This is a genomic window from Salibacter halophilus (assembly GCF_008806325.1).
In the GTDB taxonomy this organism is placed as follows: domain Bacteria; phylum Bacteroidota; class Bacteroidia; order Flavobacteriales_G; family Salibacteraceae; genus Salibacter; species Salibacter halophilus.
In genome coordinates, this window is sequence record NZ_WACR01000007.1 from 194,106 (window position 1) to 211,185 (window position 17,080).

Annotated in this window: 15 protein-coding genes; 8 read left to right on the top strand and 7 right to left on the bottom strand. The window is 41.4% G+C overall.

The window, feature by feature from the left end; translation table 11 throughout:
* The first annotated feature begins 28 nt into the window (after positions 1-28).
* Positions 29-2,434 (top strand): TonB-dependent receptor, encoded by a 2,406-nt coding sequence (locus F3059_RS09455; protein WP_151168579.1) that lies wholly within the window; start codon positions 29-31, stop codon positions 2,432-2,434.
* Positions 2,435-2,470: 36 nt separating this feature from the next.
* On the opposite strand, the gene F3059_RS09460 is transcribed toward F3059_RS09455, so the two are convergent.
* Positions 2,471-4,513, bottom strand: a complete 2,043-nt coding sequence (locus F3059_RS09460; protein WP_151168581.1) for a M3 family metallopeptidase — start codon at positions 4,511-4,513, stop codon at positions 2,471-2,473.
* Positions 4,514-5,012: 499 nt separating this feature from the next.
* Between F3059_RS09460 and F3059_RS09465 the strand changes: the two genes are divergently transcribed.
* The 4 genes from F3059_RS09465 to F3059_RS13890 are packed head-to-tail and all read left to right on the top strand — an operon-like array spanning position 5,013 to position 8,976.
* On the top strand, positions 5,013-6,281 hold the full coding sequence (locus F3059_RS09465) for an NAD(P)/FAD-dependent oxidoreductase (protein ID WP_151168583.1): 1,269 nt from the start codon (positions 5,013-5,015) through the stop codon (positions 6,279-6,281).
* Between the two features lie 54 nt (positions 6,282-6,335).
* Positions 6,336-7,715 carry a cytochrome ubiquinol oxidase subunit I gene (locus F3059_RS09470; RefSeq protein WP_151168585.1) on the top strand — a complete coding sequence of 460 codons (1,380 nt, stop codon included), beginning with the start codon at positions 6,336-6,338 and terminating at the stop codon, positions 7,713-7,715.
* Between the two features lie 2 nt (positions 7,716-7,717).
* A complete protein-coding gene (gene cydB / locus F3059_RS09475) occupies positions 7,718-8,755 on the top strand; it encodes a cytochrome d ubiquinol oxidase subunit II (protein ID WP_151168587.1) in 1,038 nt (345 codons plus the stop codon).
* Positions 8,756-8,778: 23 nt separating this feature from the next.
* A complete protein-coding gene (locus tag F3059_RS13890) occupies positions 8,779-8,976 on the top strand; it encodes a DUF2905 domain-containing protein (RefSeq protein WP_223274589.1) in 198 nt (65 codons plus the stop codon).
* A 66-nt stretch (positions 8,977-9,042) separates the two neighbouring features.
* On the opposite strand, the gene F3059_RS09485 is transcribed toward F3059_RS13890, so the two are convergent.
* The 6 genes from F3059_RS09485 to F3059_RS09510 all read right to left on the bottom strand — a co-directional run bounded on the left by F3059_RS09485 (position 9,043) and on the right by F3059_RS09510 (position 13,512).
* A complete protein-coding gene (locus tag F3059_RS09485; RefSeq protein ID WP_151168591.1) occupies positions 9,043-9,456 on the bottom strand; it encodes a YeeE/YedE family protein in 414 nt (137 codons plus the stop codon).
* An 18-nt stretch (positions 9,457-9,474) separates the two neighbouring features.
* Complete coding sequence (locus F3059_RS09490; protein WP_151168593.1) at positions 9,475-10,035, bottom strand: YeeE/YedE family protein; 561 nt, start codon at positions 10,033-10,035, stop codon at positions 9,475-9,477.
* Between the two features lie 113 nt (positions 10,036-10,148).
* Positions 10,149-10,502 carry a rhodanese-like domain-containing protein gene (locus tag F3059_RS09495; protein ID WP_151168595.1) on the bottom strand — a complete coding sequence of 118 codons (354 nt, stop codon included), beginning with the start codon at positions 10,500-10,502 and terminating at the stop codon, positions 10,149-10,151.
* Positions 10,503-10,505: 3 nt separating this feature from the next.
* Positions 10,506-11,921, bottom strand: a complete 1,416-nt coding sequence (locus F3059_RS09500) for an MBL fold metallo-hydrolase (RefSeq protein WP_151168597.1) — start codon at positions 11,919-11,921, stop codon at positions 10,506-10,508.
* A gap of 43 nt (positions 11,922-11,964) precedes the next feature.
* The gene (locus F3059_RS09505) at positions 11,965-12,777 is read right to left on the bottom strand and encodes a sulfite exporter TauE/SafE family protein (RefSeq protein WP_151168599.1); all 813 of its coding nucleotides are present in this window, start codon (positions 12,775-12,777) and stop codon (positions 11,965-11,967) included.
* Between the two features lie 96 nt (positions 12,778-12,873).
* Positions 12,874-13,512, bottom strand: a complete 639-nt coding sequence (locus tag F3059_RS09510) for a Crp/Fnr family transcriptional regulator (protein ID WP_151168601.1) — start codon at positions 13,510-13,512, stop codon at positions 12,874-12,876.
* 169 nt (positions 13,513-13,681) lie between these two features.
* On the opposite strand from F3059_RS09510, the gene tig reads away from it, so the two are divergent.
* The 3 genes from tig to clpX are packed head-to-tail and all read left to right on the top strand — an operon-like array spanning position 13,682 to position 17,056.
* Positions 13,682-15,082, top strand: a complete 1,401-nt coding sequence (gene tig, locus F3059_RS09515; protein ID WP_170265144.1) for a trigger factor — start codon at positions 13,682-13,684, stop codon at positions 15,080-15,082.
* 2 nt (positions 15,083-15,084) lie between these two features.
* Entirely contained in the window at positions 15,085-15,762 is a 678-nt protein-coding gene (locus F3059_RS09520) for a ClpP family protease (RefSeq protein ID WP_151168605.1), read from the top strand.
* Between the two features lie 40 nt (positions 15,763-15,802).
* Complete coding sequence (gene clpX, locus F3059_RS09525; protein WP_151168607.1) at positions 15,803-17,056, top strand: ATP-dependent Clp protease ATP-binding subunit ClpX; 1,254 nt, start codon at positions 15,803-15,805, stop codon at positions 17,054-17,056.
* The last annotated feature ends 24 nt before the right edge of the window (positions 17,057-17,080 follow it).

Here is a 17,080-nt window from a genome sequence, read left to right on the forward strand (position 1 = left end):
GTAAATGTTTAATCGAAAAATTAAATTCATGAAGCGATATTTAATCTTGTGGTTGCTCATGGGATTTTCGTATGCCGGTTTTTCTCAGGAAGTAACCGTTACGAGTGCCGCGAGCGACCAGCCAATTGAATTGGTAACTTTTAGTAGTCAGAACCCAAAGGTTTTTACCACAACAAATGCCGATGGGAGGGCTGATATTTCAAAATTCCAGGGATCAGAATTGATCGAGATAAGAATACTGGGCTACAAAACGCGCAGGATGAGTTACGAAAAACTCAAAGCTGAAGGATTCAGTATTCAACTGGAACCTTCAAACCTTAGCCTGGGAGAAGTGGTTGTTTCTGCTAACAGGTGGAACCAGTCATCATCAAAGGTTCCTTCCAAAATCACCAGTATTTCAAGTAGAGAAGTTGCGTTGCAAAACCCTCAAACAGCGGCTGATTTACTCGATGTATCTGGTGAAGTTTTTGTTCAAAAGAGTCAGCAAGGCGGAGGTAGCCCTATGATTCGCGGGTTTGCCACGAACAGACTCCTTTACACGGTTGACGGAGTACGAATGAACACAGCCATCTTTCGCGGTGGTAATATTCAAAACGTAATCTCTCTCGATCCTTTTGCAGTTGAGAATACTGAGGTTCTGTTTGGATCAGGATCTGTGATTTACGGTAGTGACGCGATAGGTGGTGTGATGAGCTTTCAAACGCTCAGCCCTCAGCTTTCTCTCACTGATGATCCTTTGATAAAAGGAAATGCTGTTGCGCGTTATTCGTCAGCGAATAATGAAAAAACAGGTCATTTTGATGTCAACATAGGATGGAAAAAGTGGGCACTGGTTACGAGCTTCAGTTCGAATGATTACGGAAATCTGAGAATGGGAACTGATGGCCCCAGCGAATACAAACTCCCTTATCATGTTGAACGCATAAGCGGAATTGATCAGGTCGTGGAGAACGAAGATCCGTTTGTTCAAAATCCATCGGGTTATGCACAGCAGAATTTGATGCAAAAAGTTCGGTTCAGACCAAATGAAAACTGGGACTTTGAATACGGATTTCATTATTCTGAAACGACAGAATACGGCCGATTTGATCGCCACTTGCGCACACGAAATGGAAGACCTCGCTATGCAAAATGGAGTTACGGTCCGCAAAAGTGGATGATGAATAACCTCAAAATCACGAACAGCAGTTCAAATGTACTTTACGATGAAATGACGATACGTTTAGCGCAGCAGTATTTTGAGGAAAGTAGAATAGACCGGTCATTCAACGATGATGAGGAGCGTAACCGCATTGAGCAAGTCGATGCTTATTCGGCAAACCTCGATTTTGCAAAGTCTGTTGGTGAGAAACACCAGCTTTACTACGGAGCGGAAGCGGTTCTGAACGATGTCACTTCAACAGCTTACAATGAAAACATCATTTCAGGCAATCGCTCAGCTATTGGTACAAGATATCCGCAATCGACATGGGCGTCTTATGCTGCTTATCTCACTGATCATTACCAGGTTTCTGAAAAAGTGATGTTGCAGGCAGGTGTTCGTTACAATCATTATGTAATTGAATCGGAGTTTGATACTGGTTTCTATGATTTCCCATTCACCGAAGCTAATATCAACAATGGCTCAGTAACCGGAAATCTTGGTTTGGTTTACAGACCAACAACTAGCTGGGTGATAAAAGCAAATGCCTCTACAGCATTCAGAGCCCCAAATGTTGACGACATTGGGAAGGTGTTTGACTCTGAGCCTGGAGCAGTCGTTGTTCCCAATCCAGACTTGGAAGCTGAGTATGCTTACAGTGCAGATTTAGGGATAGCGAAAAAATTCGGTGATGTCGTGAAAGTAGATGTAACTGCATTTTACACGCTGCTCGATAACGCACTTGTTAGGCGTGATTACACCCTTGATGGACAGGACAGCATTATGTATGACGGTATAATGAGTAGAGTTCAGTCTATTCAGAACGCAGCAACAGCTAACGTTTACGGGGTGCAAGCCGGTATTGAGATTCACTTGCCTGCCGGGTTTGAATTATCGAGTGACTTCAATTATCAAAAAGGTGAAGAAGAGCTCGATGATGGAAGTACAAGTGCGTCACGCCACGCTGCTCCATGGTTTGGAGTATCGCGCCTCACATATCGTGCAAACAATCTCTCGCTGCAACTATACAGCAGGTACAGCGGTAAGATAGAGTACGATGAACTGGCGGTTACAGAACAGGGAAAACCTGAGCTTTACGCAAATGATGGAAATGGTAATCATTACTCTCCATCGTGGTATACGGTTAATGTGAAAGCAAACTACCGTTTGACGGAAAACTTAAGTGTAAGTGGTGGAGTCGAGAATATAACCGACCAACTTTACAGGCCTTACAGTTCTGGAATAGCCGCTCCGGGAAGGAACTTTATTCTTTCGTTGAGAGCTAATTTCTAAGCAAAAAAAGAGGCTGCAATGGCAGCCTCTTTTTTGTTATTCCATCAATCCAGCTCTTCTCAAGAGTGCATCGGGATCGGGTTCCTGGCCTCTGAATCGTTTGTAGAGAATTGAAGGATGTTCAGATCCCCCGGCTTCCAGTACATTTTCTTTGAAACGTTTAGCTGTTTCTGCATCGAAAATGCCGTTTTCTTTAAAAAATTCAAAAGCATCAGCATCGAGAACCTCGGCCCATTTGTAGCTGTAATATCCTGCGCTGTAACCGCCCTGGAATAAGTGCCCAAATTGCGTACTCATAGCTGTTCCGTCTACATTAGGAAGCACATCAGTTTTCGAGAATGAATTTTTCTCTAAATCTGATACAGTTGTATTCTCAATTTGGCTTTCCTCTTTTACATCGTGCCAGTTCATGTCTAGCAATCCAAAACTCACTTGCCTGATTGTTTTGTAACCTTCATTGTAAGTAGCACTGGCTTTGAGTCTGTCAACTAATTCCTGTGGGATTTTCTCTCCGGTTTTATAGTGCTTTGCAAAAAGGTCTAGGCACTCTTTTTCGTAACACCAGTTTTCCATTAGCTGAGAAGGAAGTTCAACGAAATCCCAATACACATTTGGACCAGTGATACTCGGATAGCGACCTTTACCCAAAATACCGTGCAATGCGTGCCCAAACTCGTGGAACAAGGTGGTTACCTCATTAAAAGTTAGTAGAGAAGGCGTGTTGCCTGTGGGTTTGTTGAAGTTGCACACAATAGAAACATGTGGTCTTTTTTCTTCGCCATTTCGCTTTGATTGCGATCGGTAGATCGTCATCCAGGCTCCGGCACGTTTACCGGCACGCGGGAAGAAATCGGTATAGAAAATCGCGAGATGGTTCTGATCGTGATCCAGAACCTCATACGTGATGATATCTTTGTGGTATTTGGGAATATCAGTGCGTTCCTTAAATGAAATATCGTACAGCTTACCGGCTGTTTTGAAAACGCCATCAATCACATTTTCCAGTTTGAAATAAGGTTTCAGTTCCTCGTCATCAACTTCGTATTTAGCCTTTTTGAGTTTTTCGCTGTAATACGAAAAATCCCAGCGTTGAAGATCTTCCAGCCCGTCCTCTTTTTTGGCAAACTCAGCAACTTCTTTCACATCATTCTCGGCAGCTGGTTTAGCTTTATCGAGCAGGTAGTCGAGGAATTCATGAACCTTTTGTGGCGACTCTGCCATGCGTTTTTTCAGCGTGAGGTGAGCGTGTGACTCAAAGCCGAGTAGCTTCGCTTTTTTCAGACGGAGAAGCGCTATTTCTTTTACCGTTTCTTCGTTGTTGCGGTCGTTGTCTTTGTATGCCTTTTTGCCTGATGCCATGAACATTTCCTTGCGCAAATCACGGTTGGCAACATACGTCATAAACGGGAAAAAGCTGGGGAAATGCAGTGTGAAAACGAATCCGTCTTTGTTTCGCTCTTTTGCCTCTGCCTTAGCCGCTTCTTTGTAAGTATCGGGCAAGCCTTCGATTTTTGATTCATCGGTGATGTGCAGCTCGTAATCGTTGGTTTCTTTCAACAGATTCTCACCAAAGTTGAGCGATAACTTCGCCAGTTTGGTGTTGAGTTCGCGCAGGTCTTTTTGTTTTTCGGCAGGTAGCTCAGCACCGTTACGAACAAAGTCTTCATACGTGTTTTTGAGCAGCGTTTGCTGATCAGCATCAAGTGCCTTTTTATCAGTCGTTTCCCAAACTTTTTTGATGCGTTCAAAGAGTTCTTTGTTGAGCAGGATGTTATTCGAGTGCTCGGTCAGAACCGGGGAAACTTCCTGCGCAATAGCCTGCATTTCGTCATTTGTCTCGGCCGAGTTGAGATTGAAAAAGACCGATGTTACGCGATCTAATCGCTCACCGCTAAATTCGAGTGCTTCGATCGTATTTTCAAAAGTTGGATCGGCATCATTAGCCGTAATAGCATCGATTTCGTTTTTGTGTTCTTCAATTGCTTTTTCAATTGCCGGTTTGTAATCTTCCAGTTTTATTTGGTCAAAAGGAGCCGTTTGAAAAGGCGTATTGAAATCTGATAAAAGTATATTGCTCATGATTGTTGAATCGTTTTATGCGCGAAATTACAAACCTGTGTTCGATTTGCATTTGGATATTGGTAGTTTGTAAAGCTTTAACAATAAAATACAAGTTTAAAATGTGAACCGTACCTACGGCACTCACAAGCTTTTTTTGAAGTTTTAGACTCAGGCTGTCACCCTGAGATAGAAGTAAATCGTGCCTAACGGCACTAAGAGTGAATAAACATGCTCAAATCTTGAATTAAAGATGAGTCAATTTGATTATGTAGTTGTCCCTCTTATGTGAGTGCCATTAGGCACGGAACAATTATAACTCTGGGTTTTAGCCCAGAGTTTATGGACGCAATTTTTCCTGAGAGTGCTGTAGGCACGTTGCACGTAAATTAGTGTAAACTACTGAATTGTGACGTAAGCACAGTCCGGTTCTGACCGAAACAGAAAAATAGCTGATGGTGATAATAGTCACAGTAGCTTAGAAATGAGCTCTATAAATTCGCTCCAAACATTGTTAGCTATGAAAGAACATCAAATTGTCATTATTGGAGGTGGAACAGCCGGAATTACGGTTGCGGCACAGCTCCTCAAAAAGGATAAATCGCTTGATATTGCGATTATTGAGCCTAGTGAAAAGCATTATTACCAACCTGCGTGGACTTTAGTTGGTGCAGGTACTTTTGATATGAAAAAGACTGAACGAACTGAGGCTTCAGTCATGCCAGATGGTGTAAAATGGATTAAAGAATACGCTTCTGAAATTAATCCGGATGAAAACAAAGTTTCACTCAAAAACGGGGTCGTTGTAAAATACGAATACCTCATTGTTGCTCCCGGGTTGAGTATTGATTTAGATGGTGTTGAAGGATTGAGAGAGGCGATGGGGAAAGATGGCGTTTGTTCAAACTACATCGATCCCGAATATACCTGGGAGGTTCTTCAAAACTTTAAAGGAGGAAATGCACTTTTTACTCAACCTGCAACTCCTATTAAATGTGGTGGAGCTCCTCAAAAAATCATGTATCTGGCAGCTGAGTATTTCCAAAAACACGGACTGGCTGATAAAACCAATACCATTTTTGCGACTCCGGGGTCAGTGATTTTTGGGGTTAAAGAGTTTGCTAAAACGTTGATGAAAGTTGTGAATCGTCATAACATCGCGGTGAAGTATTTCCATAAGCTCTACAAGATTGACCCAAAAGAGAAAAAGGCATATTACAAACTCACGGCTACTGATGACAGCCAATGTGTATCGATCAATGATGATGACAACCGCGTAGGTGAAGAAGTGATTGGTGACGCTACTATGGTCATTAAATATGGCATGCTGCATTTAGCACCACCACAAAAGTCTCCTGACTTTGTTGCGAAATCAAAAATCGCGCATCAGGAAGGCGGAAATAAAGGTTGGGCTGAGGTTGATCATCACACCCTTCAGAACCCCAACTACCCGAATGTTTTCGCACTAGGTGATGTGGCTGCTTTGCCAACCGCCAAAACTGGAGCAGCAGTTCGCAAGCAGGCTCCGGTCGTTACTGAGAATATTTTACACATGATCAAAAAGGAAAAGAAACTGAGCGATGCTTACCAGGGCTACTCTAGTTGTCCGCTCGTTACCGGTTATGGAAAAATGGTTCTGGCAGAGTTTGGTTATGGAAATAAACGAATGAGCGACCCACTCATTTCTAAATTCGTTGACGTTACGAAAGAAAATTACAGTATGTGGTTATTGAAAAAGTACGGGTTACCCTACATGTACTGGAACTTGATGTTGAAAGGGAAAGCTTAAAACTGAAGCCTCCGTTTGGAGGCTTTTTTTTATTGTAATCGAAAAAAATGGATTATGGATGTTGAAATATTAGCAAGAATTCAATTCGCTTTCACAGTTGCTTTCCACTACATATATCCTCCGCTAAGTATAGGTTTAGGATTGTTGCTGGTGATTTTTGAAGGGATGTACATCAGAACCGGAAAGGATGTATATGAAAAACTCACCCGGTTTTGGATTAAGATTTTTGCATTGACATTTGGGATTGGTGTTGCTACCGGAATTGTCATGGAGTTTGAGTTTGGTACAAACTGGGCTACTTACTCGCGATATGTAGGTGATGTGTTTGGGAGTGCTCTCGCTGCTGAAGGTATTTTCGCTTTCGCTTTAGAGAGTGGTTTTTTAGGTATTTTATTATTCGGTTGGAATCGTGTAAAGCCATGGGTGCATATGGTTTCCACTGTTGGGGTGTTTTTGGGTTCGATGTTTTCAGCCGTTTGGATTGTTGTAGCAAATAGCTGGCAACAAACACCTGCCGGTTATCATATTGTAGGTAAAGGAATGAACGCCAGAGCTGAGATCACCGATTTTTGGGCGATGGTTTTCAATCCGTCATCAATGGACCGATTAACACATGTTTGGATTGGTGCCTTCCTGGCCGGAGCTTTTTTGGTTCTGAGTGTACATGGTTACTACATCGTTAAGGGAAGGTATGTTGAGCTATCTAAAAAGGCATTTAAGATTGCGCTTGTTGTTGCTACAGTCTTCAGTTTGGGGCAATTAGTTAGCGGCCACCAATCTGCTGATGGTGTAGCAGTCAATCAGCCCGCTAAATTGGCAGCTATGGAAGGGCATTTTGAAAAAGAAGCTCCGGCAGATATGTATTTGTTTGGCTGGGTTGATAAGGAGGCTCAAAAAGTGAGAGGAATTAAGGTTCCGGGCGGATTGTCATTTTTAGTTCATCAGGATTTTTCCGCACCGATTAAAGGCATGAACGCAATACCTGAGGACGAGCGACCTGGTCAAATAAATGCAATTTTTCAGTTTTATCACCTCATGGTTGCAATCGGGATGTTTTTAATCGCTTTAACGCTTTATGCATCTTTCCTGATGTGGCGCAAAAAGCTATTTGAGAAAAAATGGTTGATGGTTGTTTTTGTCTTTGCTGTTTTACTTCCTCAAATCGCGAATCAAATAGGCTGGTTTACTGCTGAGATGGGACGTCAACCCTGGGTAGTTTACGGACATCTAAAAACATCTGATGCACTTTCAAAGGCTGTAACAGCTAATCAGGTATTGTTTTCCCTGATTTTATTTTTCATCATTTATTTCATTCTGTTACTGCTGTTTTTGTACTTGCTCAATAAGAAAATTGTTCACGGTCCTTATGATGAAGAGGAACGTGACAACAGACCAAATCAAAGTGGAATGGCTAATACCTTAATGACAGAATAATTATGGAGACATTTATAGGAATAGATTACGCTACGTGGTGGTTTTTAGTAGTAGGCGGACTTTTTTCAGGATATGCAATTCTAGATGGGTTTGATTTTGGTGCCGGAGCCTGGCATCTTTTCTTCAAAAAAGAGAAGAGCAGGAGAATTGCGCTCAATGCGATAGGTCCGGTTTGGGATGGGAATGAAGTGTGGCTCGTTATTGGGGGAGGAGCACTTTTTGCCGGCTTTCCGGTACTTTACGCTTCTCTGTTTTCAGCCATGTATATTCCATTCATGCTCTTTTTGGTTTTCATCATATTCAGAGCCGTATCCATCGAATTTAGGAGTAAAGAGGAAATGACCTGGTGGCGTAAAATGTGGGATTATTCATACAGTATTTCCAGTATCCTACTCGCCTTTTTATTAGGTGTTGTGCTGGGGAATGTACTGCAGGGAATCGCGATAGGTGAAAATTTTGAGTACGTTGGTGTTGGACTTGTTGAGTTTCTCAATCCTTACGCGATTATGGTTGGTGTAACAACCCTGGCTCTTTTCATGACACACGGAGCAATTTATCTCTTGCTCAAAACAGAAGGCAGGCTTTACGCTAAGTTGACTATTTTGTTGAAAAGAGGAATGATCTTTTTCATCGTGAGTTTTGCTGTTACTACACTTTATACACTGCTGTACATTCCGCATTTGAGCGATAAATTCACCAATAACCCCGTTATGTTTGTGATTCCGCTTTTAGCCTTTTTGAGCATTGCAAACGTTCCGCGATTAGCAAGCAAGCGAAAGTATCAATGGGCTTTCTTTTTCTCATCGCTCACGATGAGTTTGCTTTTGATAGTCGTTGCAATTGAGTTGTATCCAAATATACTGTTATCCACAGTTGATTCGGCATGGAACATTACAGTTTACAATGCTGCAGCTTCAGAGAAATCACTGGGCATTATGCTCACAATTGCTGCAATTGGAACACCTCTAGTACTGTTGTACACAGCGTTTGTTTACCGTACCTTTAGAGGCAAGGTCAAACTTGATGAAACGAGTTATTAATGCAAGATGTAGGCAAAATCTTAATGATAGTAGCGGTGCTTCTCCTCATAGTGGGAGCACTGCTTTTCTTTTTGGGAGATAAATTGTCATGGCTTGGCAATTTGCCCGGTGATATTAGAATAGAAAGGGAAAATGTGAAAATCTACATTCCCATAACGACAATGATATTGCTGAGTGTTGTTCTATCTGCAATTATTTGGCTTTTAAGGAAGTTGGGGTAGTAGTAATCAAACTAAAAAAAGCAGGCTCTGGTCAGAGCCTGCTTACACAGCTAAACAACCCGGTTTTTAATGCGGCAATTTGTGACGCAATAAACCGTAAACGAATGTCCCTAATAATGCACCAAAAATCACGAGCAAGATGAGCCAGTAGCCTCTACCCAACAACAGGTACATCGGTCCAGGGCAGGCACCTGCCATCGCCCAGCCTAATCCAAAGAAGGTTCCGCCTATCAAATAGCGGGCAACACTTTTATTTTTTGGATTAAATGTGATGAGTTGGCCTTCTATACTCTTTACTTTTTTGCTTTTGATATATTGTACAATGATGATTCCCAGCACAACTGCAGATCCTATGATTCCATACATATGGAAAGAATCGAAATAGAACATTTCAATAATTCGGTACCAGGAAACAACCTGCCCTTTTGTGAGAGCAATTCCAAAAATGACTCCTATTCCTAAAAACTTCAAGTATTTCATAAATAGATTTTTATCCGATTAAAATGGTAAGATATGTGGTAGTATGTAGTACGTCATTGCCATACCGCCAATGAAGAATCCAATTACTGCAATGAGTGACGGCAGTTGGAGGTTGGCCAATCCGCTTATTGCGTGACCGGATGTACATCCACCGGCATAACGTGCTCCAAATCCAACGAGGAAACCGGCAACTATGAGGTAAGCTACGGTTCCGACCGTGATTTCTTCAGGATCAAAAATCTGTGACGGCAAGTAGGACTCTCCAATATTGGTCAGACCCATATCCCGCATGTTTTCAACGGTTGATGAAGCGAGAGCAACAGTGTGATCAGCCTCCAAGAACATGTAAGAAATAAAACCGCCAATAACACCACCTCCAACAAAGATGAGGTTCCATTTTTGCGAGCGCCAATCCCAGTGAAAAAACTCGGAGAATTTTTGTGCTCCTGCCGCGCTACAGGCAACCCTGAGCGTGTTTGAAACGCCAAATTCCTTCCCGAAATAAAGCAGGAGAAACATGGTTAAAGCAATTAGAGGGCCCACTACATACCAGGGCCATGGTTGCAAAATAAAATCCATAATTTGATTTGTTTGGTTTGTGAAATCAAAAGATAAGTGCTCCGCCACCAGAGCAGCAGAGCACTCATTTATTAACTAATCGAGTTAATGTACTATGTGAAAATTTGAAGTCCTTATTGGACTGCGACCTCTCCGCGCCAGCTCACAATTCCGCCTTGTAGATTCGTTACATCATCAAAGCCAGAGTTGGTCATGATGTTGCAGGCATTGAAGCTTCTCGCTCCACTGCGGCAATACACGAGGTACTTTTTAGATTTATCCAGTTTTTGTAATTCGCTTTGGAATGCGGGATCCTGCAAGTTGAGGTTCACCGCATTTGGTATGTGTCCTGACTCAAACTCGCCCGGGGTTCTGACATCGATCAGAACCGCATCGGGGTTGTTTTGAATCTCTTTTTCGAATGCATGTGCATTGATATTCTCAAACATGATATTTCCTCCTAATAATTTTTTTAAAAATCCTAACATGGCTTACAGCATTGTTGAAGGACAAACGTATTCGCTGGTTTTCATGCCTGCTTCCTGTATGGCGTCAAAACCACCTTCAATATTCACGAGATCATGATAACCTCTCGACTTGAGAATAGAAGCTGTGATCATTGAGCGGTATCCGCCAGCACAGTGTAAATACATTTCTTTTCCTTGTGAATATTCTTCCATTCTGTCGTTGATGAAATCGAGCGGAATATTGCGAACATTCTTTCCTTCAATGTGCTGTGATTTGTATTCGCTCTCTTTACGAACATCAACCACTTCTTCTACTTTTCCTTCTTCGAATGCTTTTTTGAATTCTTCAGCACTTACTGATTTTACACTGTCACATTCTTTTCCTGAAGCTTTCCAGTTTTCATAACCGCCTTTCAGGTATCCCAGTGTGTTGTCATAACCTACACGTGAAAGACGCGTAACGGCTTCCTCTTCACGACCTTTCTCTGTGATGAGAACAATTTTTTGGTTCAGATCCGGAATAAGCGTTCCTACCCAAACCGCAAAACTGCCGTCAAGCCCGATGAAAATAGAGTTTGGAACGTGTCCTTCAGCGTAAGCTTCAGGAGAACGTACATCTAACATGATAGCTCCTTCAGCATTTACTACATCTTCAAATGTGTCAGGATCTAGAGCTACGTTCCCTTTTTCGAGGACTTCATCAAAACTGCCGTACCCTTTTTTGTTCATTACAGCATTTTTAGGGAAGTACTGTGGTGGAGGCACCAGGCCTTCAGTAACCTGTTTTACAAACTCTTCTTTTGTCATATCTTGAAGAGCATAGTTCGTTTTCTTTTGGTTACCCAGTGTGTCAGTAGTTTCAGAACTCATGTTTTTACCACAAGCTGATCCTGCACCGTGACCCGGGTAAACAGTTAAGTTATCTTCCAGAGGAAGTATTTTGTTGTGAAGTGATTCGTACAGATGTCCTGCAAGATCTTCACGAGATAAATCTGTTTTCACAGCTAAGTCTGGTCGGCCAACATCTCCGATGAATAAAGTGTCACCGGTGAAAATAGCTTTGTTGTTGCCATCTTCATCAATGAGGAGGTAAGTTGTTGATTCCATCGTGTGCCCGGGTGTGTGGAGCACTTTGATCTTCACGTCACCAACTTCAAGGATCTCATCATCTTTAGCGATGTGCGCATCGTATTCCGGTTTAGCGTTTGGTCCAAATACAATCTCAGCTCCTGTTTTCTTTGCCAGGTCAAGGTGTCCTGAAACGAAATCTGCGTGGAAATGTGTTTCCAGTACGTATTTGATTTTTGCGCCTTCTTCTTCAGCTTTTTTGATGTAAGGCTCAGTCTCACGAAGCGGGTCAATAATTACTGCTTCGTCTTTTGATTGAATGTAATAAGCACCTTGTGCGAGACATCCTGTATAGATCTGTTCTACTTTCATAATTGTCTGATTTATTTGTTAATAATATTTTTAGTTATTTTTCTTACCCAAATGTGTCAATAGCTCGCTCAATCATGATGTAAACTCCCATGATGAGGACAAACCATCCAAAAGCAGGCTTCAGCTTTTCGCCTGATACTTTATTCGATAAAGCACTTCCTATGAAAATTCCGATTACTGCAATTCCCGAGAAAATCAGCAGGAATGTCCAGTCGATATCCATGTTGCCAATGTCACCGGTAAAGCCGATTAAACTTTTTGTGGCGATGATCAGGAGTGATGTTCCCACTGCTTCTTTCATTGGAAGCTTTGATAGTACTACCAGTGCAGGAATAATGAGGAATCCTCCGCCAGCACCAACGAGGCCGGTTAAGGTTCCGACCACGATACCTTCTAATATGATTAGTGGGTAATTGAATTTCTGCTCTCCGTCATTTTCAACTTTAGGAGCTTTTCTTCCTCTGATCATTGAGATAGAAGCAGCGATCATCAGTGCTGCAAAAAGCACCATAATACCCAAATCTTTAGTGATTGGAGTATCTCCCATTGAAAACATGACATCAGGGATTGAGGGAACCAGGAATTTTCGGGTTGCGTAAACTGCTGCAATGGATGGAATACCAAACACTACTGCTGTTTTGACGTTGACGAGCCCTTTTTTAAAGTAGGTCCCCGTACCCACTAAACTCGATAGTCCAACTATGAATAATGAATAAGCTGTCGCTTCAACAGGGTCAGATCCCAATAAGTAAACGAGAACCGGAACTGTTAAAATGGATCCGCCTCCACCGATTAATCCTAGTGAAATTCCTATTACTGCTGCTGCGATGTAACCGAGTACTGTGAGTATTTCCATGTTTTAATAATTTGTTGGTACAAAAGTACCTTGAGGAAGAATAGCTCACAGTAACAAAAATCACATATGCTTTTTGCTATATGTGTAGTTTGCTATTTACTCTATCAGCTCTATTTGATTGCGTGATAATTTTACGAGCCCTTTCTTCTCTAGTTGTTTCAGAAGTCTGGAAATTACCTCGCGAGAAGTGTTGAGTTCGTAGGCAATTGTTTGATGTGTGCCTTTGATAATATTAGATCCTGTGGCCTCAGTTGCTTTTTCCAAATATTCAATGAGGCGCTCATCCATTTTGTGAAAAGCGATGCTGTCGATTGTTTCGAGCAATTCATCGATTCTGTCGTTATAGGTTCTGATCACGAACTGATACCAGGAGCGGTAATTGCGGATAAAGTGTTCCATAAGGTCGACAGGGATCATGACAATTTCAGAATCTTCAAGGGCGACAGCTTTTACTTTGCTCTTTTTGTTTCCCATCGTGCAGACAAGACTTACCGCACAGGCTTCACCGGGGTAGAGGTAGTAGAGCAATAACTCATTGGCCTCTTCATCTTCTCTAAACACTTTTATTTTTCCGTTCGTTACGAGCGGAATTGACCTTATATATGATCCTACATCGAGGAGAGATTCGTCTTTTTTGATTTTCTTACATATTCCTTTCTCCGCTATTTCTTGCTTGAGTTCAGGTTCTGAAAATAGTGGGAAACGCTGATTGATAATATCAATATTGACAGGCATAGATAAATATTTTGGAGTACAAATATAGTTTTTGCTATACGTTAAAAAAGAACTTACGAAAAATACAAAAATCAGTTTAGAAATCACTTTAAAGGACTTTCATATGTCTTTTAGCTTAAATTCGTTACTTTTGCCGACTCAAATTTTGAAGGATAAATTAATTGATATAATGGAAGTTACTCACAATTTACAGGATGAGCTGAATGGAACGATCTCTATTAAACTCGCGAAGGACGATTACCGCGAGAAAGTAGAGTCAATTTTAAAGGACTACCGTAAAAAGGCGCAAATGCCTGGGTTTAGACCCGGAAAAGTGCCAATGGGTATGGTGAAGAAGATGTATGGCAAAGCTGTCATGGCAGAGGAAGTAAACAAAATCCTCAGTGAAAAACTCAACAAATACATCGAGGAAAAAGAACTTAAAGTTCTTGGGAATCCGCTTCCTAAAGAAGATGACTCTATCGAGTTTGATCCTGTGAAATATCCAGAACTCAACTTTGAGTTTGAAATTGGTTTGGCTCCAGACTTCAAATTAAAGATGAGTGAGAAAGACAAATTCACGAAATACAAAGTGAAAATCGATGATAAACTAATCGATAAATACATCGCTGATCTTCAAAAGCGCTACGGAAAAGTTAGCGAAGTGGAAAAAGCCGGTGAAGAAGATATGCTTCACGGTAAATTCGTTGAGCTAGACGAAGAAGGAAACGTGAAAGAAGGCGGAATAGAGAATCAGGGGACAATAACTCTTGAATTCATCGATGATGAAAAACTGAAAAAGCAACTTACAGGTAAAAAGGTTGGAGATAGCTTCAAGGTAGATCCTGCAAAAGTGAGTAAAGGCGAACAGGATATGTCGCAAATGCTTGGTGTAGAACCACACGAAGCAGCTCAAATCAAGTCAGAGTTTCAGTTTACTGTTGAGAAAGTGTACCACATGAACTCGGCAGAAGTGAATCAGGATCTTTTTGATCAGGTGTTTGGTGAAGGTGAAGTGAAATCTGAAGATGATTTCCGCGAAAAGGTAAAAGGCGAACTCGAAAAAATGTTTGAGCGCGATGCTGATAACCTTCTTCAAAAGAATATTAATGACGAGTTGATTGATCGTCACGAAATGGAATTCCCTGATACATTCCTGAAAAAATGGATCAAAGAAGCGAATGAAAAGCCTATCTCTGAAGAGCAAATCGAACAGGAATACCCTGATTACGCTAAGCAACTCAAATGGCAATTAATTCGTAACAAGATAGCTGAAGAGCATAAAATCGAGGTAAAAGAAGAAGAATTGATCGAATTCACTAAAGACCTCGTGAAACAGCAAATGGCTCAATACGGTATTCCTGAGCCTGAAGAAGAAATGGTGATGCAAAGCGCCATGAAAGTGTTACAGGACGAAAACCAATTAAGGCAGGTTAATGACAACTTATATGCTCAAAAGTTGTTTGACTTGTTCAAAGACACTTTTAAAATTAAGGACAAAGAGGTTGACTTTGATGAATTTGTTAAATTAGCCACAGGTAAACCGGCTAAAAAAGGCATTTTAAGTAACCTCACAAACATGTTTAGTTAATTATGAGCGACTATAAAGAATTTGAAAAATACGCAGTAAAAGATCGCGGAATAGGTTCTAATACTGTTCACGATTACGTAAAAGCATCAATGACTCCATACATCCTTGAGGAGCGTCAAATGAACGTTCAGGCAATGGATGTATTTTCGAGATTGATGATGGATCGTATCATTTTTCTTGGAACTCCGGTAAATGATCAAATTGCAAACGTAATCCAGGCACAGCTCCTTTTCTTGCAATCTTCAGATGCTGAAAAAGACATTTACCTTTATATCAATAGTCCGGGTGGATCAGTTTATGCAGGACTCGGGATTTATGATACAATGCAGTATATCGCACCAGATGTAGCGACAATATGTACAGGACTTGCAGCTTCAATGGGAGCTGTACTACTCGCAGCCGGAACTGATAAAAAGCGTTCGAGTCTTCCACACTCAAGAATCATGATTCACCAACCGATGAGTGGAACTCAGGGTCAGGTTTCTGATATGGAAATTGCGCTCAAGGAAACGACAAAAGTTCGCGATGAACTTTACTCAATCCTTGCAAGCCACACCGGCAAAAAGTTTGACACGATTAAGAAAGACTCTGATCGTGACTACTGGATGAGTGCTGCAGATGCCAAAGACTACGGCATGATTGACGAGGTACTCACAAAAGATATAAAAACTAAAAAGTAATCATCGCAAGTAGCATCATTGCTATTTGGGAAGGACGAATATGAAGGAGAAGGAAGAAATCAAATGCTCGTTTTGCGGGCGTAAGAAAAGTGAAGTAGATATCATGATTGGTGGTCTTACAGGGCACATTTGTAATAACTGTGTTGAGCAGGCCATCAAGATTGTAGAAGAAGAAGAGAGCAGCAAGGTTCAGCAGTCTCTTGGTCAGAACCTAAACCTCCTCAAGCCGGCTGATATCAAGTCGCACCTCGATAAATACATCATCGGTCAGGACGATGCAAAACGCGTTCTTTCCGTGGCGGTGTACAATCATTTTAAGCGTTTGACGCAAAAAATTGATGAGGATGAGGTTGAAATCGAAAAGTCAAATGTTGTATTGGTTGGAAAAACCGGTACAGGAAAGACACTTTTGGCCAAGACAATTGCTAAAATTCTCAATGTTCCCTTCTGCATTGCTGATGCTACGGTTCTGACCGAAGCAGGTTATGTAGGAGAAGATGTTGAAGCTATTTTGTCTCGTTTACTCCAGGCTGCTGATTACGATGTTGAGGCTGCTCAACGCGGAATTGTTTTCATCGATGAGATTGACAAAATTGCTCGTAAGGGTGATAATCCATCTATTACACGTGACGTATCAGGTGAAGGTGTTCAGCAGGCGCTTTTGAAATTGCTTGAGGGATCGACAATTGGTGTTCCGCCACAAGGTGGTCGCAAGCATCCTGAACAAAAGCTTGTACAACTCGAAACAAAAAACATCCTGTTTATTTGCGGTGGTGCTTTTGACGGAATTGATAAGGTTATAAGCCGTAGAATGAATACGCAGGCAATTGGTTACGGAAACAGAGCTGCCAAGCAAATCGACAAGGAAAATATGTTGCAATACGTGACACCTGCAGATTTGAAAAGCTTTGGGTTAATTCCTGAGTTGATTGGTCGTTTCCCTGTATTGAGTTATCTCAATCCGCTCGATAAAGAAGCGCTTGTGCGTATCTTGACTGAGCCGAAAAACAGTCTTGTTAAACAGTACAAGAAATTGTTTGAGATGGAAAATGTAGAGCTCTCGTTTGATAAAAAAGTTCTGGAATACATCGTTGAAAAATCAATCGAATTCAAATTGGGTGCGCGTGGTTTGCGCTCGATTTGTGAAGCGATTATGCTCGATGCTATGTACGATATTCCTTCAAAGTCTGATGATTCAGATAAATCTGATAAGAAGGAAAAACTTCACATTACGTTGGACTACGCAAAAAAGAATCTTGAGAAATCAGGAATCAACAAGCTGAAAGTAGCGTAATTCTAATTGACTTATTGAATTGAA